Consider the following 22975-nt stretch of genomic DNA (forward strand, 5'->3'; position numbering starts at 1 on the left):
CGACACCTGCTACCAAGGTAATGATTGAATGAAGAAACTAAGTATTCCGGAAAATTAAACACACTTGCTTCATAAGGCCACAAGGGCTTGCGACACTATCAAATGGTCGTCCCTTAGTTGCACGCGCGCGACACGGCTCCTGTCGACGCTTTCGCTTTTCATACCAAGCTAACGAGTAAACATTTCTTCACAAACATGTGGTGTGAAAGTTAGACGGTGTATTCGATGATGCATGGCATCGCCGGACTGGAGTCCTTTGAATGAACCAGATTCAGGGAATGCGCGTTTTCATGCGAGTGGTTGACCTGAACAGCTTCGCGCTCGCAGCACGTCAGTTGGGTATGTCCCCCGCTGCCGTGACTCGCAGCATCAACATGCTCGAGGCACACCTGAACGTGCGTCTGATCAATCGTTCAACGCGTTGCCTTTCATTGACAGAAGCGGGCACAGAATATCTTGAGGGGTGCCGGAGCATTATCAATACGCTTGACGAGATCGAGTCGAGCCTGATCAAGACGACCCGGTCGCCGCACGGAACGTTGAGGATAGCCACCTCCGCTGCGTTCGCGGTAACAGAGCTTTGCGAACTGCTCACCGCCTATCACCAGACCCAGCCGCTCGTCGACTTCGACATTACGTCGTTTGACTCGCAGATCGACATGATCGAAGGCAGTTTCGATGTAGGATTCGTGGATACGCGCCGCCAATCCGGCTCGTCTATGGTTAGCCGGGAGCTCGTAAATTTCGACGAAGTGCTTGCGGCGTCGCCCGCATATCTTGCGCGGCGCGGCGCGCCCGCCAAGCCCACCGCTCTCGGCTCACACAGCCTGCTCATCGTTTCCGATGGCTCCCCACGAGCATGGGAATTGACGGACGGTACGGAAATCTACCGCGTCCAGGCGCTGCGCAATGCACTGCGTACGCCAAGCCATGCGGTAGCGCATGCCGCAGCCGTCAGCCATCTGGGCATCGCCTTGCTGCCAACGCCACTGATCCGCCACGATCTCGAACGAGGCGTGCTGGTGCGCGTTCTCGAGTCATATCCTCTCAAAGACGCATCGCGTACTGTATCGATCGTCTACGCCGGACGCACTCAGTTGACTGCAAAAGTGCGCACGTTCATCGACTTCTCGGTCGGTTTCTTCCGCGCCAAAGGTCGCTCCGTCCCACTTCGTGCTGTGGCCTAAACCACCCGACTGCGCAACGGGTTGCGGGCAACCGGCAAAACGCCGGTGCCCGTCACGCATCAGTGATGTGCATAGATCGTTTTGTTTAGCCAGGCGAGTTGGCCGTCCTGCCGCGCCCGAATCAGTTCCTGTTTCACCTGCGCACGGGTCTTCCCTTGCTCGTTGCTATCCGGGAGAACCCATTGCCCCCCCTGGATTTCACCTGATTGGAGCATCGTGCCCGTAGTGGCGGGCAATAATGAAGGCCCCTGCGGCGATGCGTTCGATTGCGCGAACGCGGTTCCCCAGGAAACGACGATCGTCGACGCCGTGATAAAGAAGATCAGGTTTCGCTTCATGATGCCCCTCCGGACGATGAACAGTATTGCGGATTGTCGATAATGGCAACGTCTCCCCTGAATCAACGATACGGGCGCCGCGCTAACGCCACGACCATCCACGCATGAAGAAAATTTTATCCGCCCGTCGGGCAACTCCCGGCTGTGCGCGAGATGCCGTCTAAAACGACCTTCATCTCTCTAAGGCCGTTCTGCGAGTTCCACCCTCCTACCCTGTTTAGCGCGCTTGTCGTGTTTTATACGGTCCGCACCGAGGAACACGGTCATTGATACGCGTGCTTTGCGATTTTTCTCTGGAGATGACGATCATGAATCGAACATTCAGGACGCTAGCGTGCACCGCACTGCTTGCCGTCACAGCCTCTGCATTCGCCGCTGGAAAACTCACGCCCCAGCAGTGCAACGACTATCCGTTCACACCGCTTAAAGGACCCGTCACGCACGCCCAATTGATGAACGAACTGAGCGAACTCGAATCTGTGGGATATGATCCGTCCGGTGGCGGCGATGCTGACTACCCGGCCCCCCTGGAAGAAGCCGAACATCGGCTCCATCTCAAGTACGAAGCGGACTGTGCAGGCGCCGCACCTTCCGGTATTTCGGCACAAGCAGAATCCGGACAATAGCGTAACCTATACACGGGTCGGGCCCGGCCCGAAAACCGCCGCGCCCGCGACAGATATCAATGAAATGCCAACCTCTATTTCATGAACATCGCAACAACATAAAGAATCCTTAATCGACATAGCTGCAACCTGTTAGTAGAGCTCCCCGAAGATGACCAGCGTCTTTCATACACGGTCTCAAACGGCCGCCGACACAGGTGAAGCAGATGCCGAAAATTCTCACTATTGAAGATGACGATCTGGTCGTCGAAGATGTGGTTCGCGCCTTGACCGCGAGTGGCTTTAACGTCGATGTTGCCCGAACTGGGCGCGACGGCATGGCCAAGGCCATGTCCGGCGATTATGATGTCATCACGATCGACCGGGTGCTACCCGACCTCGACGGACTGAAGATCGTCTCCACGATGCGCGGCGTCGGGATCGAAACACCCGTACTTGTGATGAGCGCGTTGTCCAATGTGGACCAGCGCATTCAGGGGTTGCGCGCCGGTGGCGACGACTACCTGATAAAACCATTCTCCCCCGAGGAGATGTCCGCTCGCGTCGAAGTGTTGATGCGACGCCGTCCGCGCGTAGGCAAGGAAGAAACGGTGCTGCGTACTGGACCGCTCGAACTCGATCTGATACGCCGTCGCGTTACGTATCGCGGCCAGGAACTGTCACTGCAGCCCACCGAACTACGTTTGCTCGAATTCATGATGCGTCATGCGGGCCAGGTGCTCACCCGTACGATGATCTTCGAGGCGGTATGGTGCTGCCGCTTCGACCCTGGTACGAATCTGATCGATGTGCACGTAGGCCGTTTGCGGCGGAAGATCGATGTGGCTGGCGACACCCCGCTCATTCGCACCATTCGCGGGTCGGGCTATTTACTGGGATGACGCTCCCGGTATCCAGACTCCGTTACATGTCGCAGCGGGCATTAAACATCTTTCATGTTAGTAGACGCTGTGCGTTAGCGTCCTTTCCCGACAATACGGGCTCCCGCTTGTCCTGGTCGACGGCCAAAAATCCCTTTTGGTCGCGCTTGATGAGTGCCCTGCACGGAGTCGTTGTCCATGCTGAAAATTGTCCGGTTAGCGCTGGTCCGGCCTTATACCTTCATCGTTCTCGCTCTGCTCATCCTGATTGCCGGCCCCCTCGCCGCGCTACGCACACCCACCGACATCTTCCCCGACATCCGCATTCCCGTTATCAGCGTCGTCTGGAGCTACACCGGCCTGCAGCCGGACGACATGTCCGGCCGCATCGTCACGTATTACGAGCGCACGCTCGGCACGACGGTCAACGATGTCGAGCATATCGAGTCCCAATCGTTTCGTGGCTACGGCATCGTGAAGATCTTCTTCCAGCCTAACGTTGACATCCGCACGGCCACTGCGCAGGTGACGTCGGTCTCGCAGACAGTTCTAAAGCAGATGCCGCCCGGCACGACCCCGCCACAGATTCTGAACTACAACGCGTCGACTGTTCCCGTGCTGCAGATCGCCCTGACAAGTAACAAGCTCGACGAACAGAAGCTCGCTGACTACGCGACGAACTACATCCGGCCGCAACTACTCAGCGTTCCGGGCGTTGCAATCCCAACGCCTTATGGCGGCAAGACACGTGAAGTGCAGATCGACCTCGACCCACAAGCGCTCCAGGCCAGACAGCTCTCGGCTCAGGATGTTGCGAATGCGCTTGCACAACAGAACCAGATCGTCCCCGCCGGTACCGAGAAGATTGGCCCGTTTGAGTACAACATCAAGCTGAATAACAGCCCGATCGCGCTCGCGGAGCTCAACGATCTGCCGATCAAAAGCGTGGGGGGCTCGACGATCTATATCCGCGATGTCGCACATGTGCGCGACGGCTTTCCACCGCAGACCAACATAGTGCGCGTCAACGGCCAGCGCGCCGTGCTGATGAGCATACTGAAGAACGGTAACGCCTCGACCCTGGACATCATCGCCGGCGTTAAAGCAAAGTTACCGATCGTCGAGGCCACGCTGCCGTCCTCGCTTAAGATCGTGACCCTGGCTGATCAGTCGACGTTCGTCAAAGGTGCTGTTAGCGGCGTCGCCCGTGAGGGCGTGATCGCAGCCGCGCTGACGTCACTGATGATCCTGCTCTTTCTCGGTAGTTGGCGCTCAACGCTCATCATCGCAGCATCGATCCCGCTTGCCGTGTTAAGTGCGATCGCCGCGCTCGCGGCCTTGGGTGAAACACTGAATGTGATGACGCTAGGCGGCCTCGCCCTGGCGGTCGGAATTCTAGTCGATGACGCGACCGTCACGATCGAAAATATCAACTGGCATCTTGAACAGGGCAAAGACGTACGCTCCGCGATTCTCGACGGCGCTGCTCAGATCGTCACGCCCGCCTTCGTCTCATTGCTTTGCATCTGCATCGTATTCGTCCCGATGTTGCTGCTGAACGGCATCGCGCGCTATCTGTTCGTGCCGATGGCAGAGGCCGTCATCTTTGCGATGGTCGCATCGTTCATCTTGTCGCGCACGTTCGTCCCGATGATGGCAGCCTATCTGTTGCGACCCCATGCTTCAGATGGCCACGCGTCTGGCGAGCTTTGCGCCGTGATGGCGGCACACGGCGCAATGGATCACGTGATACCGTCGCGCAACCCACTCGTTCGCCTGCAACGCGGGTTTGAACACCGCTTCGAGCGCTTGCGCAGAATTTACCGTGTGCTGCTCGGGCTCGCTCTGACGAGCCGCCTGCGTTTCGTCACGGGTTTCATGGTAGCCGTGATCGGCTCGCTGGCGGTGCTTTCGCCATGGCTCGGCCGCAATTTCTTTCCCGACATCGATTCGGGGGCAATTGTCGTTCACATGCGCGGACCTTCTGGCACGCGTATCGAAGACACGGCCGCGCTGGCCGACCGCGTCGAGGATGTCATACGCGAAATTGTCCCGTCCGACCAGTTGGCCAGCATCACGGACAATCTCGGTCTGCCGAACAGCGGCATCAATCTGACTTACAACAATAGCGGTACCACGGGACCGCAAGACGGCGACATACTGGTGTCCCTGCGCCCCGACCATGCTCCAACGTCCGGTTATGTGAAGACTTTGCGTACGAAACTGCCGCGCACCTTTCCTGGGGTGACGTTCGCGTTCCTGCCCGCGGACATCGTTAGCCAGATTCTCAATTTCGGAGCACCGGCACCCATAGACGTGCAAGTCGCGGGTCCCAATCAGGCCGCGAACCACCGCTATGCGATCGAGCTGTTACGCAAGATCAGGCTGATTGGTGGTGTCGCCGACCCACGTATACAGCAGGCGTCTAACTACCCCGAATTTACCGTGAGAGTGGACCGTTCGCGGGCCGACCAGCTTGGCATTACCGAATCCAATGTGACCGACTCCCTTGTCGCGAGCCTCTCGGGCACGAGCCAGGTCGCGCCATCGTTCTGGCTCAACTCGCACAACGGCGTGTCCTATCCAATCGTTGCACAGACACCCCAGTACCGGATGACGTCCTTGTCCGCCCTCTCCAATCTCACAGTCAGCGGCGCCGATGGCCGGTCGCAACTGCTCGGTGCGATTGCATCGATTACGCGCGGTGCCGGCGATCTCGTGATTTCGCACTACAACATCATGCCGCTCTATGACGTCTTCGCCACGATGCAGGGGCGCGACCTGGGAGCCGTCGCCGCTTCGATCCAGCATGTGCTCCATGCCACGGCCAAAGACCTGCCCAAGGGCTCGACTGTCACGCTGCGCGGCCAGGTACAGACAATGAATGGCGCATTCACCGGGTTGCTGCTTGGCCTGGGCGGTGCTGTGCTGCTGATCTATTTGCTGATCGTCGTGAATTTCCATTCATGGAGCGATGCGCTGGTCATTGTCAGTGCTCTTCCTGCCGCACTTGCGGGCATCGTGTGGATGCTCTTCACCACGCAGACGCCGTTGTCCGTGCCGGCGTTGACGGGCGCAATACTTTGCATGGGGGTCGCGACGGCGAACAGCATCCTCGTGGTCAGCTTCGCGCGCGAACGCCTCGCGGTGGGCGGCGACCCGTTGGTCGCGGCGCTGGAAGCGGGCTTTACGCGTTTTCGCCCAGTACTGATGACGGCACTGGCAATGATCATCGGCATGACACCAATGGCGCTCGGCATGGGCGACGGCGGCGAGCAGAATGCGCCGCTCGGGCGAGCCGTCATTGGCGGCCTGATGTGCGCGACCTGCGCGACGCTGTTGTTCGTCCCCGTCATCTTCAGTCTCGTTCATCGAAACGACCGCCCTCAACCTGCTCAATGTTCTCTTACCAGTAACGATCGAGGAGAATCGCATGTCCACTGAAATCGACGTCCGTTCGCCGCGACGCCTCAATCACCTGAAGCTGGCCGGTATTGCCGCGCTGCTGGCCGCAGCGGCCATTGTCGGCAGCGGCATTACAAGCCGCATACATAGCCGCTCCGAAGTCGCGGACTGGACCCGGGCGCAGGCAATCCCCACGGTATCGGTCGTGCAGCCGCGCGCGCCCGTCTCTGCCCAACAGCTCGTGCTGCCCGGCCGGCTTGCTGCGTACATCAACGCGCCGATCTATGCGCGGGTGTCCGGCTATCTGCACGCCTGGTATGCGGACATCGGCACCCACGTGAAGGCGGGCCAGGTGCTCGGTATGATCGACACGCCTGATCTCGACCAGCAGTTGCAACAGGCGCGTGCCGATTTGCAGAACGCCGAAGCTAACGAAAAACTCGCAGCCACCACGGCGAAGCGCTGGACCCTGATGCTTTCGCAGGACTCTGTCTCGCAACAGGAAGCCGATGAGAAAGCCGGGGATCTCGCTGCCAAACAGGCCACTGTCGCCGCGCAACAGGCGAATGTCGCGCGCCTTGAAGCGCTTGAATCGTTCAAGCGCATTGCTGCGCCGTTCGATGGCATCGTGACCGCGCGCGACACGGACGTTGGCGCATTAATTGACGCCGGCGGAGGCAACCGCCCCCAACTCTTCACCGTGTCAGATGCGCACCAGCTGCGCGTCTATGTGAGCGTCCCGCAAAGCGAAGCCGCCTCGATCCGCACCGGCATGAGCGCGACGCTCACCGTGCCCGAGCGGCCGGGGATGACTTTCGACGCCCATCTCGTCGATACCGACGATGCCATCACGCCATCTTCAGGCACGCTGCTCGTACAACTCGCGGTCGACAACCATCGAGGCCTGCTCATCCCCGGCGAGTACACCGAGGTGCATTTCTCGCTGCCCGCGAGCAGGCGCGCATTGGAGGTCCCAGCGAGCGCGTTGATCTTCAGCGACGAAGGGCTTCAGATAGCTACTGTCGACAGTGGCGGACATGCGACTCTCAAGCACGTTGCGATCGCGACCGACCTTGGCACACAAGTCATTATCGGGTCTGGACTCGATCGCGCCGACCGCGTGATCGACAACCCGCCCGACTCGCTCGTCGATGGCGATGCCGTCCACGTCGCGGCCGCAAAGAACCCTGGTAACGACACGCGTGCAACGGAAGGCTCGAACCCGGGGCCGGGGGAGCACACGCATGGCTAGCCTGTCTGTTTGTGCGTCGCTGGCGGGCGCTGTCTTCGCGATCTCGTCATTCAGCGGATGCTCGTTCGCGCCGCAGTACCATGCCCCCCTCACGGAGATACCGGCCACGTTCAAGGAAGCTGGCAAATGGCAAACCGCGTCGCCCGCCGACCGAGTGCCGCGCAGTGCGTGGTGGACGGTCTTTCATGATCCCGTCCTTGATCGCCTCGAAGCGCAGGTCGGGGAAGCGAACCCCGATGTTGCCGCCGCCGTCGCCCGTCACGACAAGGCACTCGCACTCGCCGACCAGGCGCGTGCGAGCCTGTTTCCGACCATTGGCGCCGGGGCGCAGGTCCAGCGCATAAGGCAATCCGATAACCGGCCGCTTCGCAGCCCAGACCAGCCGTCCGTCTACGACTCAAGCACGTTCGATGTCGGCCTCGACTATGAAGTGGACCTATGGGGCAAGGTCCGCAACGAAATCGCCGCCGGAACTGCGACGGCCGAAGCCAACGCGGACGATCTTGCATCGTTGCAACTGAGCCTGCAGGCACAGCTCGCAAGCGACTACTTCGATCTGCGTGGTCTAGACGAACAGCAAAAACTTCTTAACGACGCCGTGGCGACTTATCGGCGCGCGCGCAATCTCACACAGAGTCGGCATAACGGCGGCATTTCCTCGGAACTCGACGTCTCGCGCGCAAGTACGCAATTATCGGCAGCGCGTGCGGCCGCCGACGACACCTTGGCGCGCCGCGCGCTCGATGAACATGCAATTGCAACGCTTGTCGGCGTGCCGGCATCGCAATTCACATTGCCCGCGAATGCCGTGCGTCCTTACCTGCCGCATATCCCGGCGGGGATCCCTGCCGCGCTGCTACAGCGCCGTCCGGACATTGCGTCTGCGGAGCGCACCGTCGCCGCCGCCAACGCGAAGATCGGCGTCGCCAAGGCGGCGTTCTTTCCCGATCTTTCGCTAAGTCTGGCCGGTGGATACCAGACCGACGTGTTGTCTCCGTGGCTCATCACGCCCAACGAGATCTGGTCAATCGGTCCGACGTTGCTGTTCACACTGTTCGACGGTGGCCGACGAACGGCCATCACGCACGCCGCCGAGGCACAGCTTGCCGAGAATGGCGCGAAGTACAGGTCCATCGTACTGAGCGCGTTCCAGCAGGTCGAAGACAACCTTGCGCTATTGCATCATCTCGGCGACGAATCCATGCAGGAGCAGGATGCATTGACCTCTGCGCAGCGAACGCTGACCCTGTCTACGTCCCGCTATCGCGACGGCGTGGTGAGCTATCTCGATGTCGTGACCGCGCAAACGACGGAACTGAACACTGAGATCAGTGCGTCGGCGCTCTACACGCGCCGTTTGACGGCGGCCGTAAGGCTCGTCCAGGCGCTGGGTGGCGGGTGGACACCAAACGGCACCGGAGCCGTCGCCGCGCGCTGATGCGTTGTGCGTTTCGCCTTGCAACGTTGAATGGCCTTTCATGAAAACGCAGCTCTATCGGGGTTCTCAGCGCACTACGCCGAGGAAAGCATAAACGGCGCATGAATATCTTTTCATACTGGTATCGCCAAAGCGCTAGTTCTACCTGTCTATCCTGATTCGTGTCCGATGCAACAACTCCGCATCGGTCATTCATTGCATAATATGGAGAACTAAGATGCATAAATTCACTTTGACAGCCGCGGCCTTGGGCCTCATCCTCTCCGCCTCGGCATTCGCACAGAGCACTCCCAGTACGCCCGGCACCTCGGGTGCCGCTGCCTCGCCTGCGCCACAGGTCGCGCAGAGTTCAGTGCCTGCCATGGCGGGGCAGTGGGTGCCACCTTATGGTGAAGCAGTTCAGCCCAAAACGCGTGCGCAGGTCTACCAGGAACTCATCCAGGCCGAGAAAGACGGACAGCTGGCCTATCTGAACTCTACCGTCTACGCGCACTGAGCGTCGTAGCGCGGATCTGCCATGAACGCGATGAACAAGCCTCGTCCACCTCGCGCGCTGTACCGACTTACAGCACGCCTCACGCTCATCGTCACGGTCCTGCTGTCGGGCTGCGCAGCGCAAAACACGCAGGCCGCCGGCGGTTGCGTCGGACCTCCGAGCTTTTGCAATATCTATTTTGGATCGTGAGCCGTTGAAGCCGGAATGCCCATATGCGTGGGCATTCCGCTTTATAGAAAGGAAGCAACGCGGGCACGACCGTGCGCCACAGATAGCACGTGGTAGCCAGACAGACTAGCGCGTGCAGGAGATTTGATAGCCGAAACGGCTTACTGTTTCGATCTTGATATATGGGAATCGCTGCACCAGTTTCCTGCGCAGACGCGAAACAACCAGATTGACGCTTGCGGGGTCGACATCTTCCTTTTCCGACCATGCATACCGGATCAACTGGTCCCGTGGCACGGGCATGTTTGGCTGACGCAGCAGACATTCGAGAAGCTGATATTCACGCTTCGTCAGCGAAAGACGGGTGTTGCCGTCGACCAGCTCCCGCGTTGCAGTATCGAGCCTCGGGAGAACGCGCGCCGTCATGGCTTCGTTCCCTACCTTCGACGACGATCGGTGCAAAGCTAGCATCCGCTCGTGAATTTCGATGAACGACCACGGGTACGACAGACAGGCGTCGGCACCCGCGCGCAGCACGCTGATTCGATCCTGTGTGTCGATCGAACGTACCATTACGACTACTAGCGGACTATTCGGCAGACTCGCGAACAGCGGCACGGCGGCAAGCATCACGGCCCGTGCGGCCGCGTCGGCGGCCAGCACGACCACAGCATCGAAGGGCTCGTGGGACGCGAGAAATAGTCCGTCCCGTGCATCTTCAGCGCGTTGCAGACTATGTGCACTTTCCTGAAATGCCTTGTGCAGCCAGCCGGCTTCGGGAATTGCCGGTGACACCAATAGGATGCGCATGCGATCAGAGTGAATCGAATGGTTCGACTACGAATATGAACATGGCGGTCTACGCGAGTGTATGTGACCAGCATTCGACCGCCGCGCGGGTGCCCGGTGCGCAGTCGTCGATGGTCAGCCTGAAGTCGTGAACCCTCATGACGGCGCACACGACACTCAGGCCCAGCCCAGACCCTGCAAGATGCCGGGTCTGCTCGGCGCGGTAGAATCGTTGCATGATGGCGCCCCGTTCCGTGCTGGGGATGCCCGGCCCGTTGTCGATCACGGCTGCCAGCGGACCGAACGGCGTTTGTTTGAGCTCGATGCTCACCACTCCGTTATCAAGCACGAACTTAATCGCATTGTCGACTAAATTGCTCAGCGCTTCGAAAAGCAGCGCGCGATCGCCATGAATGAGCTCGACCGGCTCGCTTTGTACGGTCAATACGATTGAGCGTGCCTCTGCGAGCGGCTCATACAGTTCACAGACATCGCGCACGAGGTCTTCCAGTTGCACCTGTGCAAATCCCCCGCGACGTTGCAACGCGCCGATTTCTGAAATGCGCAACATGGCGCGAAAGCGCTCTAATAATGAATCGGTTTCCTTGCGTGCGCGCGAAAGCATATCGAGAAGCATGGGATCGCCGCATGGTCGTGCATGCTGGTCGATATGTGCAAGCAGCGTACGCACGTGAGCGAGCGGCGTGCGCAGATCATGAGCAATGCCGTCACATGCGCCTTTCACTTCTGTCATCAAACGCTCGACCTCGTCGAGCATGTGATTGACGAGATGCGCAAGCATGTCGAGTTCATCTCGCCCGCCTACGGGCAACCGCTGATTTAGATCACCCCTCGCAATCGCCTGCGTAACCCGCCGGATGTTACTCAGCCGGCGCACCTGCCGAAAGCTCAACGCAAGGCCTCCCGCCATCCCTACAATCAGGCAGAACGGGCCGGCGATGAGCAGGGTGTTCACGAGGTCGTCGCGGATGCGGATGATGTGGGTTAGATCGCGCGCCACAACCAGAATATCACCGTTACTGCTGCGATTGGCCATCGCGCGGACCACAGGCGCGGCCACTCCTTCGCCGACAGGTAACGTACGGTCGAGCGTGACGGGACTACGATCGGTCGGCACGCCGCGCGGCACGCGCGTCACGTCCCCCGCAATGTGCTTCCCATCAGCCGCGAACAGCCCATAGTATGCGGCATGCATGCGCTCGTGCTCCAGACGGCGCTGAACGGCTTCAGCAACTTGATCCTGCGGGAGCGAATCAAAATAGGTCAGTTGCCAGTCCATCACGATATCGTTTTGTCGCTCCATTTCTCTCGTCACGACGAAACAGAGCACGGCGAGCAGCATCATCACCGTGATCGAAAAGATCAGCCCGTAGGCGGAAAGGAGCCGAAGGTTTGCGGTATGCCAGCGGCGCGATAGGCTCGAGCCAAGTGCAATAGTCATCTCGGTAGCGAATGATGATTTAGCCGAATATGTAGCCAGAGCCACGGACAGTTTGAATCATGGGTTGCGTCCCCGGAGGATCGATCTTCTTGCGAAGCCTTCCCATATGAACATCAATCAGGTTGGTGCCCGGGTCGAAGTGATAGCCCCACACTGCTTCGAACAACATCGTACGGGTGATCGTGCGTCCGGTATGACGCATCATGTACTCGAGCACGCGATACTCAGTCGGCAGCAGAGGAATTTCCTGCCCGTCGCGCGTTACCCTGCGTGCAATAAGGTCGAGTTCAATCGGACCGACCGTCAGCGAGGTTTCAGACTGCCCATGCGGCGTCGAGCGCCGCCGCAACAGCACTTCGAGTCGAGCAACCATTTCCTCCGGATCGAACGGCTTCGTGAGATAGTCGTCGCCACCCGCTCGCAACCCTCTTACACGCTCATCGACATCGCCCAGTGCGCTCACCATCAGGACTGGCGTGGTGATGCCGATGCTGCGCATGGTTTTCAATATGGTCAGGCCATCAACGCCTGGCAACATCCTGTCGAGCGTGATGATGTCGTATTCGTCGTTGAGCGCGTGGGTCATGCCATCGCGCCCGTCGCTAATACGCTGAACGGAGTATCCGCGTCGCGTCAGTTCGTTGACGATCTCGCTTGCGGCGACATCGTCGTCTTCAATGGTGAGCACTCGCAACATAGGTCTGCTTCAGACACCGCCGGCACGGCAAATAGAGGTTGGCTTGGGGGTCGCACACACGCGTGAAAGCCCACGCATTACATAGCTTTCAGTCAACGTTCTGAAAATGCAAGGTTAGCTGTATGCGAACGCTACGACCGCAGCATTTCAATGAAGAAAAATATAAGAACCTGATGGCGCATGTCGAGGCGCGCGGCCCAATGTGCGCTCCTGTCCCTGAAACGTGTTTAAGCGACTTATGATGCGTCTCCCGTCGAGACCCGCCTCTTAACAGGCACACTAGGCGACATCAACCTCGCAATACCGGATCGCTTCGCAACCACAAGGCCCGCAACGAGACAGAGCAAGACGAGCATGAGTGGAGGAGGGTCTTCGTCATTGAAGGGCCTGACACCGCATCAGGCGTCACCTGAACGGCGGCAGCTGCGATAATGCAGCGCAAAACTTAAATTCGACTTAATAGTTCAGAGCGTGATCGTCTAATTTCTAAGACAGGTCGATACAAGGACAAGACTTGATCAACAAGAAAAGAGCGAGATGACAGGGATGTGCCGGCGATTTAACGCCAGCTTCCGGGGGTGGAAGTAGAACGGATGGCGCGAGACCGAGGACGTGTCAAGGTCCTTGTCCATGAAGCTTGCCGACGGTTGTTCGAAAGCGAGACACACCGGCGACTGCCCCGGCTTGGCTAGCGGCCGTCTGGCGAAACGCGGTAAGGCCCCCGGCCAGCTACCGCGCGGTGTCGTGACCACATCTCTGATGGGCTTCTAGTGACCTGATACCGTAGATCGCACACTCCGATCGCTATACCGGTTCGTTACTCAGCGCGACGTGATCACGTAACAGAATCATGCGGCGCGGCTGGGCAGCCCCGACCTCACGTTGCTTGACTGATTCGACGGAAATGAAGCAAGTGACATGACCGGATGGCATTCGTTGCTACGACTGACAGCGTTTCTGATTATTCGGCATTCGGTATGCAGCAATATGGCAGAGCAAGCCTAGGAACGAGACTCGGCAGAATACTTATTGCGGTGCAATCTGACCATGTGCGCGACGGCAACGTGATAACTCCTGCCTGGTGGATCTTCACGCGTCACAAGAATGGTGCCATCAATAGACGCAAGCGTGCAACTAATGAGGTTATCGCTCCCATGTCAAAGTATTCTACTCTCGCGGGAGCATAATCACTTTTCCGTCGCTTGAACACTTGCACCGAGTTGTGGCTTGACGCAGTCCCGTTGGTACTCCGACTGCAGGCGGGCTTCGGCGGTATCAAGATCGTCTGGATAGTCGTCCTCGCTGCCTCCCGGTTGATAACCAACTGCCTCTAGTTCGCTCAACTCATTCATCAACTGACTGTGCGTCACAGGATGCTGTAGCTTCGTAAAGGGATAGTCGTTGCACTGCTGTGGCGTGAGATGAGACGACGCAAAAGCGGGGACGCTCGTAAGAAAAAGCAGTGCAAACGCGGCGGTGATCGAAACAGTTTTCATGGCGACTCTCCAAAAGTTGATTTCGACAAATTCAGCTTACAGAGTGCACCTGACCAATTCGGCAGCATGGCGATGAAACTTGTTTAATGTGCGTGTCACACGCTATCGCCTGCCGGCCCTCCGGTAGACCGCATTGAAACCCCGTGCATGATGGACGGACTGCCTGTTGAAATACTATCCGCGCCGGTTTTCCGCGCGAGGGATAGACGTTGAGACAAGGAATCGAACAAAACTGAGACCGAGGCAGCGTGCACCGCCAGTCGACGCTGATGAAGTGTCCGTCAGCGTGCATCGTTAGCCCTGGGCTGAACACCATTACAACAAGTGCCGCCAGAAAGTACCGCTCCACGAAAATCTCAGGTGCGCGGATAGCCCCGCTGTCATGTTGCACTGCGTCGCTGTGCAAACCCCAAGCCGTGTGGCGCCGCAGTTAATCCAAGACCTGGTGCGCCGCAGCAGGTCCTCGCGAGGTTCTGTGTCGCACGGGGCGCCGGCTTATGTCACCGAGGGATTTCAGCAGCTATTCCAGATACCGCCGCTTTAGTATTCTACGCAGCGCGCACATGACGCCACGCTCTGTCCACGCCCGAATCGAAAATGCGTGCTGCCGTGCGCGCTCGAACATAAGCAGCGGAGTTTAGCGACGCTGGACGGCGTCCGTCGGTCCATCCACATTAACGAATGACCTTGATTCCACTGCCCCTGTAGAGCGGCATTGTCACTGAAAGGAGAGAACGAATGACTTCGACACCTGCATTTTCGATCCGAGCTTTAGCATGCCTTGTCAGCCTAGGTGTCTTGACGTACGGCACGCATGGACTTGCGTCGCATCAGCATTTGCATTTCGCCTATCTGACGCTCACGGCGCTCGGAGTAATTGGCGGAGCGCTCTTCACTAGTACGTGGACATTTAAGGCATGAGCGGGTCATAGCAAGACCGGCACCTATGCCGGGATCCAACATTCCTTCTTTTCGTGAACGCTAGGATCGCAGTATCGGTTAAGTGGTACAAAGAAGTCGGTATCAACTTCGCCCGGTGACCTGCTAGTCACCACGCTGAACTTGTCTTGCCGGCACCCAATAATTCATCGATCCGCCAGGTATGCCGAGCAGGACTGCGGAAGGATCGTCAACCCCGTCATCGGAAAGCTCGCATGCCAAAACATTGGCTGACAGCAGCGTTACCTGCTGCGACGCGGTCATTTTGGCCAGCTTTTCGACGGTTACGGGGTGAAGTTGGCGATAAATGTCGTAGCTGATAGCCCCCGGTACGTCGCCTCTCACATGCACCGGCGTTCCTTGAGTGCAACTCGCCGCATGTGAGTTTTGCGAACAGATAGCGGCTACGATCATAAGCAGGAACCCTTTCATACATACCTCGTGGACCAAAAGTCAATCTTAACCTGAACTGCGCGCTGTCGAACTGGATGCCGTTCGCCATACGGCCTGACGATAAACCTCTTTGCACTCATACTAACAATTCACCCTCGACGGCTTTCCAGGTATTTGTGAACGAATGCGATTGCCATACTGCCGTTCTCCAACGGCGGACGCGACGCGTTTGACCGGACTCAGTCGTACATCTCCGCATGCGAATACGCCGGGGATACTCGTTTCGAGTAAGTAAGGGTCGCGAGTTTCGGACCAGAGCCCGGCCTTAACGACATCGTCGCCCGTGAGCACGAACCCTCGTTGATCGCGCGCGATCTCCATCGGTAGCCATCCCGTCTCCGCGTCTGCACCGATAAAAACGAAAAGCCCTCCGCAGGCTTTCCAGCTCTCCTCTCCATGTGACCCATCCCGCAAACAGATCTCCGAAAGACGGGACTCCCCCCGCACCGCGGTCACTTCCGAATCGAGTTGGACGGAGACGTTGGATTTTGCCTTGATCTGCTCGATTAGATAGCGGGCCGCCTGTCGCGGAATCACCCGTCCCCGGGGAAGACTACCGCGACCGTTACCGGCGGCTCACCGGCAGGTCACTACGCGATTGCCCAGCGTGCGGCAAGGGTCATATGGTCCACATCGAAGGCGGTGTGCCTGGCATCCTGCCGCGCGCTCCTCCTGACCCGACCCATGTGCACTAGCCAGCATCATTGAGTCGTCCCCCTGTCTGACCGATCACCGTAGATCGATCAGCATGCTCCACCGCAGAACTGCTACATAGTCCTCGGCGACAAGCGCTTGCCGGAACATGGCCAGGCCTGCCAAGTGCTCGCCGACGCAACGCCCGAGATGGTATCGGGGCCTTCCTTAACGCACATCCGTGGCCGAAATGAAGTAGGGCCAGATTGCCAACTTATTTATGTAAAATATGCGGCAAGGGAGTCACTGGGCCGGCTGCAGTCGGCGTGAGACCGGCAGTTCGACGTCTCTTCACGAACGACGGCTTATCCGGCATGTAAGTCCGCATCAAATCCACGTCTGCCTGGGGAACTGCAAAGACGCTAGGTGGCCATGTTTGACGGATGCGCCCCCTTGGACCGCATGCGGGCCGCGCGCGGAGCTTCCAACGCGACTCCGTCAAGTAAATACACCAGTCGTCAAGTTGTGGAAAGCCTTTGCCGCCGGGGTGAGGCTCTGGTTCTTACGCCAGAGCATGTTGAGCTGGCGGACCACGCGAATGTCGCTAATGGGCAGCTCCACCAGATTACCGGCTTCGAGTTCATCTCTCACGGACAGACGCGACACCCACGACACCGCATGCCCGATGCGCAGCAGCCGCTTGATCGCCTCCTGGCTGCCGACCACCAGCCCCGGTTCAAGTGTGAGTTCGTGCGCCGCATAAGCCTGTTCGACGACTTCACGCGTGCCCGAACCCTTCTCGCGCATGACAAGCTCCACGTCGGACAAGGACGCCGCGTTGAGCCTGCGCCTTCGCGACAGCGGATGATCCGGGCCCGCGACCGCGACGATCTCGTCGGCGCCGAGTGACATGACATCGAACGCATCGTCGCCGTAGGGTCCTTCGATCAAACCAAGCTGACAGCGCTGCCCAAGTACAGCGCTCTTGACCTGTTCAGTGTTGGAGATCACGAGTTCGATGGTCACGCCCGGATACAGATCGCGATATGCGTCCATCAGCGCGGGCATCAGATACGTGCCGATCGTATGACTCGACGCAATCACCAGATGCCCGCGTTTGAGACCGGCAAACTCTGCGACCGCCGCCTCGGCCGCGTCAGCCAGCCGGAAGATCTGGCCTGCGTATTCGGCGAGCATCCGGCCCGCCTCAGTCAACTGCATGCCGCGCGGCATACGGTCGAACAGCGCGACGCCCAGCCGCTCCTCGAGCTCACGTATCTCGCGGGTCAACGCGGGTTGGCTAACGTGCAATCGTTCGGCCGCGGCCGTCACGCTGCCCGTCTGCGCGACGGCATCGAACGCTGCCAGATGGGTGAAATTCATGGAATACCGAAATGATATAAGAGCGATCGAAAAGATGTATTTTTAGTATATATCGAGCCCCCCTAAAGTTCACTCACCGAACCCCTTAACGGAGATTGCGATGAGCCAAACCTTGACCGCCCGGCGCTGGCGCAGAGGCAACCATGAAAGCCTGCTGGAAAATATCCGCCAGTTCACGCCGAACTGGTTTGCCGTGACGATGGGCACGGGCGCCGCGTTTCTGGTGCTCAATGCGCTTCCGGTGTCGTTCGACGGCAAGGCGCTCCTTGCGCAGTCGCTCTGGATCGCGGATATCGGCCTGTATGCGATCTTCCTGTTGATGTTCGCGGGCCGATGCATCCTCTTCTGCGAGACGATCGGACCGCTGCTGCGTCATCCGTTGCAGTCCATGTTCCTCGGCGCCATGCCCATGGGGCTCGCGCCGATCATCAATGGCTTTGTGGCTTTCGCTGCGCCGCATCTCGGCGCACCGGCCTATCAGATCGCACTGAACCTGTGGGTATTCGACGCGGTGCTGTCGGTCGTGATCGCGATCGGCGTGCCCTATGTGATGTTCACGCGCCAGGAGCACAGTCTGGAGCGATTGACTGCCGCCCTGCTGCTTCCCATCGTCGCGCCGGAAGTGGCCGCATCCAGTGGGGGTGTGCTGGCGCCTCACCTGCCCGCTTCCCCGGCGCAGCTCGTGGTTGGAGCCGGTTACGTGTTGTGGGCTATTTCGGTCCCGCTGGCATTCGCGATTCTGACCATCGTGCTGTTCCGATTGATCATCCACAAGCTGCCGCATCGCGAACTGGGTGTGACCAGCTGGCTCACATTGGGTCCCATCGGCACGGGCGCACTTGGCCTCATCACACTCGGCGACGCCGCCAACAAGGCGTTCGCACATACCGGCTTGCATGACGTCGCCTCTCTCGCCAGCACCTTCGGCGTATTCGGCGCGCTGCTGCTGTGGGGCGCAGGTCTGTGGTGGCTTGCTTGCGCGGTGCTGTTCATGTGGCGCTATCGCCTTGAAGGGCTGCCCTTCAATCTCGGCTGGTGGGGTCTCACTTTCCCGATTGGCGTCTATACGCTCGCCACATTCGCCCTTGGACGCACGACTGGATTCGCTTGCTTCGTGCACATCGGCATCGTGCTCGCTGTTGCGCTTGGCGCGCTGTGGATCTTCGTGAGTTGCCGCACGGCCAGGGCGCTGCTGCACAAGGAAGTGCGATTCCGCGCTCCGTGTCTTGCGCAAGCCCGCGCCCCGGCCTGATTGCACACCCGCTTTGCCCAACCGGGCATCGACAACCGTTGAAAGAGAGAAGGAAAAAAATCATGTCATCAAAAGCCAAACGCATTGCGGTCACGGGCGCAGCAGGTCAGATTGCCTATTCGTTGCTGTTCCGCATCGCCAACGGTGACCTGCTCGGCAAGGAACAGAAGCTCGTCCTACAACTGCTCGAACTTCCGCAGTCGATGGACGCGCTGCGTGGCGTCGTCATGGAACTGGAAGACTGTGCATTTCCGCTCGTCGAAGCCATCGAAATCGGCGACGATCCGTACACCGCTTTCCGCGATGCCGACTACGCGTTTCTGGTCGGATCGCGACCGCGCGGAAAAGGAATGGAAAGGCGGGATCTGCTGGCCGCGAATGCGGCGATATTCCGCACGCAGGGACAAGCATTGAATGACGCGGCAAGCCGTGACGTCAAGGTTCTCGTGGTGGGCAATCCCGCCAATACGAATGCATGGGTCACGCGGCAATTCACACCCGACCTTCCAGATGACGCCATCACGGCCATGATCCGCCTCGATCACAACCGGGCAGTGGGCCGTCTCGCTACCCGCTGCGGCGTACCCGCGGATGAGATTTATCACATGGCCGTATGGGGCAATCACTCGCCGACCATGTACGCGGACTACCGCCATGCGATGGCACGACGGGAATCTATTCGCGTGCTGCTCGCCGACGAAGTGTGGAATCGCGATGTCTTCATCCCCGAGATCGCACGACGCGGAACGGCGATTATCGAAGCGCGCGGCGCATCGTCTGCCGCGTCGGCCGCCAATGCAGCGATCGACCAGATGCACGACTGGGTCAGGGGCAGTCACGGAAGATGGGTGTCGATGAGCATCGTGTCGAATGGCGAATACGGCATTCCAGCCGGGCTCGTATTCGGCATGCCCGTGACCTGCGGTAAAGGTTGCTACCGCGTTGTATCCGATATTGATATCGATGCATTCGCACGTGCACATATCGATGCCTCTGTCGCGGAACTCATGGACGAAATGAAGGCCGTTCGCGCGATCCTCGGATTGCGATAGTACGCCCGAGGCATTATCTATAGCGCCTGCGCCCGTCGGGAAGGGGCGCGTTTCAGCTCATTGGTGTGTCGACGCGTGTGCCCTCCGTGCATTTTCAAAAACTTTCTTGCGATCTCGAAAGCGCCCCATTTGTACTACGGCGAGCATGTCTTGTAAGCCAAGAGAACTCATGGGAATAGATGGGGCCCGTTGCCCCGATATCTGGCGCCTAAACGCAGGCATCTTCTGAGAAGAACGCGAGAACGCCAAATCGAGGGCGTGTGAAAACGCACCCTAAACGCGACGCTCGAAAAAATCGACCCTCCAGATCGTGCTGTGTTGGCTTCGCAGTGCCTTGGGAAGGGTAAAGCGACACCTGAAAAACCGAGTACTTTCGAGTTTTCACACGCCCTCGACCCGGAGCGGACAATGAGATTGCTCGACAGCGGACACTCAATCGGCGGACGCTTGAATAGCGTTTTGATCCCATATCGGGCCGAGTCGGTGCGCAACATGTTTGCCTGGATGTCTGCCATTCGGACGCTAGCAATACGAGTCGTGTCGTATATCTCGCTCAGATTGCGGAGCACTTTACGGCTCGATCGTCAGTTGATCGGATTTGATCCAACGAAGCAGATGCTTGCCAGAAGCGTTGCCGTAGTCCACATAGGCCCAACCGGACGGCGACTGCTTCAATACCGATACTCTATCGTTTTTGACCAGATAGGCGCGTCCCGCGCTGGCATCATCCGGGGCCTTATAAAGTGTCGCTCTTTGCACCGATATGGTCGCGGCAGGATTCCCGATTTTCGCGGCAGATGAAAGTGGCGTGCCGACGATATCAATGTCCGCTTTTGAAAGCCCGTCGTCTATCAGTCGAGCATCGTTTCGCGCGCCTGCTGCATGCAAAGCGGCCGTAATCCCCTGATACGCCCCACGATTGGCCGCCGACGGCGGATCGCAACGCAGGAGATTTCCGGCGCCCGAGTCGTTGCTAACGAGTAACCTTGGTGGCTGACCAGCACGGATAAACCGCATCAGCCGGCTGGCCGATGGACGGTCTTCCTTCAACATCAGGTTCGTCTGGTCGTCGTTTCCCCACTGCGCGGGCTGGCCCGCACGCCAGCCCGCCCCGCATATCTCGCCAGTTTGATCCGCTGTAATACAGCCCGTGCGAATCTCGATGGCAGAACAGTATTCCCGGCTCGCACCAGACTCCGTTTCTGCAGGCCCCGACGAAACCGATCCCGACTCGATTCGTTCTATGACGACATATTGGCCAGAAGGAGAAATATTGCTGTCATGCGGAGGTTGCATTAACGCACCGGGCGCGGTCGAATCGCCGGCTTTTGGCAAGACGCTGAACGTCGTGCCGTTCGGGAAATAGAAGATGGCCTGCTGCCATGCACGCCGGGCTAACGGGGCTTGAGGATTCGTCGCCTTGCCATACACAATTGCCCCTCCGCCCGGCAACGCGAAACGGAATGTGGACGACGGAGCGGCGGCAAGCGCTGATTCGGCAGTACCGCCGATTAGCATCAAGGCTATGGCAAACGCCGCGCCGGTAGATACAGTGTGCATGCTAAAAGAGCGGATGCGAAGTAGCAGAACATGAGTGTCTATGAACTGTTTCAATCGCTTTTCCTATGCTCAATCTTCTTGAGGCGCACTCCGATAAGCACAAACGTTGCAATCAAGGGCACCTCCACGAAGTTAGTTATCGGTCGATGTTCGGTCGCTCCAGCCATGCTTCGATAGGTTCCTTCCCCGCGCGGTTATAGCGAACTCTCACCCAATCCGGCTTCTGTTCGCCAATAATGACAACGCGATCGCCGCGGATGAGATAGCCGCGACGGTTGCTTCCTACTGAAGGCCGCTCGTAGAGCCATGCTCGGTCGACCTGCACCGTCGATACCCTCAACGCATCAGCATCGGCTGGCATAGCTCTGGTGGAGGCGGGCGTCGAGTGGTTCCCGGCAGAGGATGCGTCGCCCAGCGCGGCCTGTATTTGCGCGTAATACCGTGCGTTTGCTGCGCTCGGCGGATCACATGCTCGAAGATTGTCCAGACCCAACGCGACGCGCAAGAATGGCTTGATATTCGTTGCTTTGGCCTGGCTGAATTGAGTCCATACGGCTCGCGCCGTCGGCTTTTCCAGCGCTTTCATCGATTGCGAGTCCGTTTTGCCTGAGTCGAGCTGGCTGCGCCATCTCGTCTCTTTGTCATCCCATGCGCCACCGCAAACAACGCCAGAATAGTCACGCGCGACACACCCAGTCACGGTGTCCAGGATCGGACAGAATTTACGACTTACCACAGTAGGCTTACCATCTTCGGTTTCCGTCACTCCGTTACGCGTGAGATCGAGTACGACATAGCGTCCATCGTGCGAGCGCGCTCTCGCGCCAACCGTCGAAAAGATGACGCCGCCCTGAGAAATGAGCGCTTCGTCCGGGACAATCGCAAGTGCGGTACCGTCTGGGCGCGTGATGGTGAGACGCGTCCAACCAGGCCCGAACGTGCGGCTCAGTTCCGGCGATACGGGTGCGGAATAAACCAGTTGCGCGTGATTGGGGAAATCGATCTCCCGCTGGTTATCCTGCGCACACCATGCCTGTTGGGAAACCAGAAAAGCTGAAAACAGCAAAGTGATTCGTGCTGGGTGGCTCATATCTGATAGCGCACATCGTACAGCGCGTGCCGATCGCCAGTTGATCCGATTCGGACGATCGAAGCAGACGCCTGCAGGAAGCATCGAAACGGTCCACATGACTGTAGGACCCGCTGCCGCTACTTCGTGCAGAAACATCATTCAGTGAATATCAACCTTCGACACAGGTACTTCATTGACTCCATCGAAAATTTTGTTCGAAAAACTCTTGTATCCCGAAGCCGTACATTCCTGATCAAATATTACTTTTCCATTCTTCGATACGTAGACCTCGCCTGGCGAAACAGACGAAACGACATACGTGTAAGCTCCTTTCGAGAATTTCAAATGCAGCCCACGAATACTACCTTCAGAGACGTCGGTAATCTTGACTGTGCTTGCGGGAGGAACATTCTGACC

Annotated in this window: 19 protein-coding genes and 1 pseudogene; 10 read left to right on the top strand and 10 right to left on the bottom strand. The window is 58.6% G+C overall.

Going from position 1 to position 22975, the window contains the following annotated elements; genetic code table 11:
* Positions 1 to 260 precede the first annotated feature (260 nt).
* On the top strand, positions 261 to 1187 hold the full coding sequence (locus KFO72_RS27420; protein WP_054930592.1) for a LysR family transcriptional regulator: 927 nt from the start codon (positions 261 to 263) through the stop codon (positions 1185 to 1187).
* Between the two features lie 59 nt (positions 1188 to 1246).
* Here the strand turns inward: KFO72_RS27420 and KFO72_RS27425 are convergent, their stop codons facing one another.
* Complete coding sequence (locus tag KFO72_RS27425; RefSeq protein WP_054930593.1) at positions 1247 to 1525, bottom strand: DUF4148 domain-containing protein; 279 nt, start codon at positions 1523 to 1525, stop codon at positions 1247 to 1249.
* Between the two features lie 308 nt (positions 1526 to 1833).
* On the opposite strand from KFO72_RS27425, the gene KFO72_RS27430 reads away from it, so the two are divergent.
* From KFO72_RS27430 to KFO72_RS27455, 6 genes are all read left to right on the top strand, one after another.
* Positions 1834 to 2151 (top strand): DUF4148 domain-containing protein, encoded by a 318-nt coding sequence (locus KFO72_RS27430; protein WP_082433792.1) that lies wholly within the window; start codon positions 1834 to 1836, stop codon positions 2149 to 2151.
* 206 nt (positions 2152 to 2357) lie between these two features.
* Positions 2358 to 3032 carry a response regulator transcription factor gene (locus tag KFO72_RS27435; RefSeq protein WP_054930616.1) on the top strand — a complete coding sequence of 225 codons (675 nt, stop codon included), beginning with the start codon at positions 2358 to 2360 and terminating at the stop codon, positions 3030 to 3032.
* Positions 3033 to 3209: 177 nt separating this feature from the next.
* Positions 3210 to 6455 carry an efflux RND transporter permease subunit gene (locus tag KFO72_RS27440; protein ID WP_176054356.1) on the top strand — a complete coding sequence of 1082 codons (3246 nt, stop codon included), beginning with the start codon at positions 3210 to 3212 and terminating at the stop codon, positions 6453 to 6455.
* Positions 6445 to 7668: an efflux RND transporter periplasmic adaptor subunit gene (locus KFO72_RS27445; RefSeq protein WP_054930595.1), complete on the top strand. Its 1224-nt coding sequence runs from the start codon at positions 6445 to 6447 to the stop codon at positions 7666 to 7668. Before KFO72_RS27440 ends, KFO72_RS27445 begins: the two co-directional genes overlap by 11 nt.
* Positions 7661 to 9106, top strand: coding sequence for an efflux transporter outer membrane subunit (locus tag KFO72_RS27450; protein WP_060605961.1), 1446 nt, complete (start codon positions 7661 to 7663; stop codon positions 9104 to 9106). The genes KFO72_RS27445 and KFO72_RS27450 overlap by 8 nt, the downstream gene beginning before the upstream one ends.
* A 217-nt stretch (positions 9107 to 9323) precedes the next feature.
* Positions 9324 to 9602 (top strand): DUF4148 domain-containing protein, encoded by a 279-nt coding sequence (locus KFO72_RS27455; RefSeq protein ID WP_054930597.1) that lies wholly within the window; start codon positions 9324 to 9326, stop codon positions 9600 to 9602.
* Between the two features lie 294 nt (positions 9603 to 9896).
* On the opposite strand, the gene KFO72_RS27460 is transcribed toward KFO72_RS27455, so the two are convergent.
* From KFO72_RS27460 to KFO72_RS27485, 6 genes are all read right to left on the bottom strand, one after another.
* Complete coding sequence (locus KFO72_RS27460) at positions 9897 to 10580, bottom strand: winged-helix domain-containing protein (RefSeq protein ID WP_060605959.1); 684 nt, start codon at positions 10578 to 10580, stop codon at positions 9897 to 9899.
* Positions 10581 to 10629: 49 nt separating this feature from the next.
* Entirely contained in the window at positions 10630 to 12021 is a 1392-nt protein-coding gene (locus KFO72_RS27465) for a sensor histidine kinase (RefSeq protein WP_062916852.1), read from the bottom strand.
* Positions 12022 to 12040: 19 nt separating this feature from the next.
* On the bottom strand, positions 12041 to 12718 hold the full coding sequence (locus tag KFO72_RS27470) for a response regulator transcription factor (RefSeq protein WP_054930600.1): 678 nt from the start codon (positions 12716 to 12718) through the stop codon (positions 12041 to 12043).
* A 1187-nt stretch (positions 12719 to 13905) separates the two neighbouring features.
* A complete protein-coding gene (locus KFO72_RS27475) occupies positions 13906 to 14214 on the bottom strand; it encodes a DUF4148 domain-containing protein (RefSeq protein ID WP_054930601.1) in 309 nt (102 codons plus the stop codon).
* Between the two features lie 1044 nt (positions 14215 to 15258).
* Positions 15259 to 15585: a hypothetical protein gene (locus tag KFO72_RS27480; protein WP_225033448.1), complete on the bottom strand. Its 327-nt coding sequence runs from the start codon at positions 15583 to 15585 to the stop codon at positions 15259 to 15261.
* A gap of 102 nt (positions 15586 to 15687) precedes the next feature.
* Positions 15688 to 16143 carry an NAD(P)/FAD-dependent oxidoreductase gene (locus KFO72_RS27485; RefSeq protein ID WP_225033449.1) on the bottom strand — a complete coding sequence of 152 codons (456 nt, stop codon included), beginning with the start codon at positions 16141 to 16143 and terminating at the stop codon, positions 15688 to 15690.
* An 11-nt stretch (positions 16144 to 16154) separates the two neighbouring features.
* On the opposite strand from KFO72_RS27485, the pseudogene KFO72_RS27490 reads away from it, so the two are divergent.
* Positions 16155 to 16301, top strand: a pseudogene (locus KFO72_RS27490) (IS91 family transposase); the annotation flags it as partial.
* 436 nt (positions 16302 to 16737) lie between these two features.
* Here the strand turns inward: KFO72_RS27490 and KFO72_RS27495 are convergent.
* Positions 16738 to 17622: a LysR family transcriptional regulator gene (locus KFO72_RS27495; RefSeq protein WP_062916854.1), complete on the bottom strand. Its 885-nt coding sequence runs from the start codon at positions 17620 to 17622 to the stop codon at positions 16738 to 16740.
* 100 nt (positions 17623 to 17722) lie between these two features.
* Here KFO72_RS27495 and KFO72_RS27500 point away from each other — a divergent pair, with 100 nt between their 5' ends.
* Positions 17723 to 18874 (top strand): TDT family transporter, encoded by a 1152-nt coding sequence (locus KFO72_RS27500; protein ID WP_082433789.1) that lies wholly within the window; start codon positions 17723 to 17725, stop codon positions 18872 to 18874.
* 62 nt (positions 18875 to 18936) lie between these two features.
* A complete protein-coding gene (locus KFO72_RS27505; protein WP_062916856.1) occupies positions 18937 to 19926 on the top strand; it encodes a malate dehydrogenase in 990 nt (329 codons plus the stop codon).
* Positions 19927 to 20496: 570 nt separating this feature from the next.
* Here KFO72_RS27505 and KFO72_RS27510 read toward each other — a convergent pair.
* Together KFO72_RS27510 and KFO72_RS27515 are read right to left on the bottom strand one after the other, a co-directional pair.
* A complete protein-coding gene (locus KFO72_RS27510; protein ID WP_148654622.1) occupies positions 20497 to 21540 on the bottom strand; it encodes a hypothetical protein in 1044 nt (347 codons plus the stop codon).
* An 82-nt stretch (positions 21541 to 21622) separates the two neighbouring features.
* Positions 21623 to 22576, bottom strand: coding sequence for an SH3 domain-containing protein (locus tag KFO72_RS27515; RefSeq protein ID WP_225033450.1), 954 nt, complete (start codon positions 22574 to 22576; stop codon positions 21623 to 21625).
* Between the last annotated feature and the right edge of the window lie 399 nt (positions 22577 to 22975).

Source organism: Paraburkholderia sp. XV (genome assembly GCF_020177535.1).
Classification (GTDB): Bacteria; Pseudomonadota; Gammaproteobacteria; order Burkholderiales; family Burkholderiaceae; genus Paraburkholderia; species Paraburkholderia caribensis.

Bases quoted from the DNA above. Each gene is read 5' to 3' on its own strand.
- KFO72_RS27505 (WP_062916856.1), top strand. From the start codon at position 18,937: ATGTCATCAAAAGCCAAACGCATTGCGGTCACGGGCGCAGCAGGTCAG.
- KFO72_RS27465 (WP_062916852.1), bottom strand. From the start codon at position 12,021: ATGACTATTGCACTTGGCTCGAGCCTATCGCGCCGCTGGCATACCGCA.
- KFO72_RS27455 (WP_054930597.1), top strand. From the start codon at position 9,324: ATGCATAAATTCACTTTGACAGCCGCGGCCTTGGGCCTCATCCTCTCC.
- KFO72_RS27475 (WP_054930601.1), bottom strand. From the start codon at position 14,214: ATGAAAACTGTTTCGATCACCGCCGCGTTTGCACTGCTTTTTCTTACG.
- KFO72_RS27445 (WP_054930595.1), top strand. From the start codon at position 6,445: ATGTCCACTGAAATCGACGTCCGTTCGCCGCGACGCCTCAATCACCTG.
- KFO72_RS27440 (WP_176054356.1), top strand. From the start codon at position 3,210: ATGCTGAAAATTGTCCGGTTAGCGCTGGTCCGGCCTTATACCTTCATC.
- KFO72_RS27460 (WP_060605959.1), bottom strand. From the start codon at position 10,580: ATGCGCATCCTATTGGTGTCACCGGCAATTCCCGAAGCCGGCTGGCTG.
- KFO72_RS27515 (WP_225033450.1), bottom strand. From the start codon at position 22,576: ATGAGCCACCCAGCACGAATCACTTTGCTGTTTTCAGCTTTTCTGGTT.
- KFO72_RS27470 (WP_054930600.1), bottom strand. From the start codon at position 12,718: ATGTTGCGAGTGCTCACCATTGAAGACGACGATGTCGCCGCAAGCGAG.
- KFO72_RS27425 (WP_054930593.1), bottom strand. From the start codon at position 1,525: ATGAAGCGAAACCTGATCTTCTTTATCACGGCGTCGACGATCGTCGTT.
- KFO72_RS27435 (WP_054930616.1), top strand. From the start codon at position 2,358: ATGCCGAAAATTCTCACTATTGAAGATGACGATCTGGTCGTCGAAGAT.
- KFO72_RS27430 (WP_082433792.1), top strand. From the start codon at position 1,834: ATGAATCGAACATTCAGGACGCTAGCGTGCACCGCACTGCTTGCCGTC.
- KFO72_RS27420 (WP_054930592.1), top strand. From the start codon at position 261: ATGAACCAGATTCAGGGAATGCGCGTTTTCATGCGAGTGGTTGACCTG.
- KFO72_RS27500 (WP_082433789.1), top strand. From the start codon at position 17,723: ATGAGCCAAACCTTGACCGCCCGGCGCTGGCGCAGAGGCAACCATGAA.
- KFO72_RS27495 (WP_062916854.1), bottom strand. From the start codon at position 17,622: ATGAATTTCACCCATCTGGCAGCGTTCGATGCCGTCGCGCAGACGGGC.
- KFO72_RS27480 (WP_225033448.1), bottom strand. From the start codon at position 15,585: ATGAAAGGGTTCCTGCTTATGATCGTAGCCGCTATCTGTTCGCAAAAC.
- KFO72_RS27450 (WP_060605961.1), top strand. From the start codon at position 7,661: ATGGCTAGCCTGTCTGTTTGTGCGTCGCTGGCGGGCGCTGTCTTCGCG.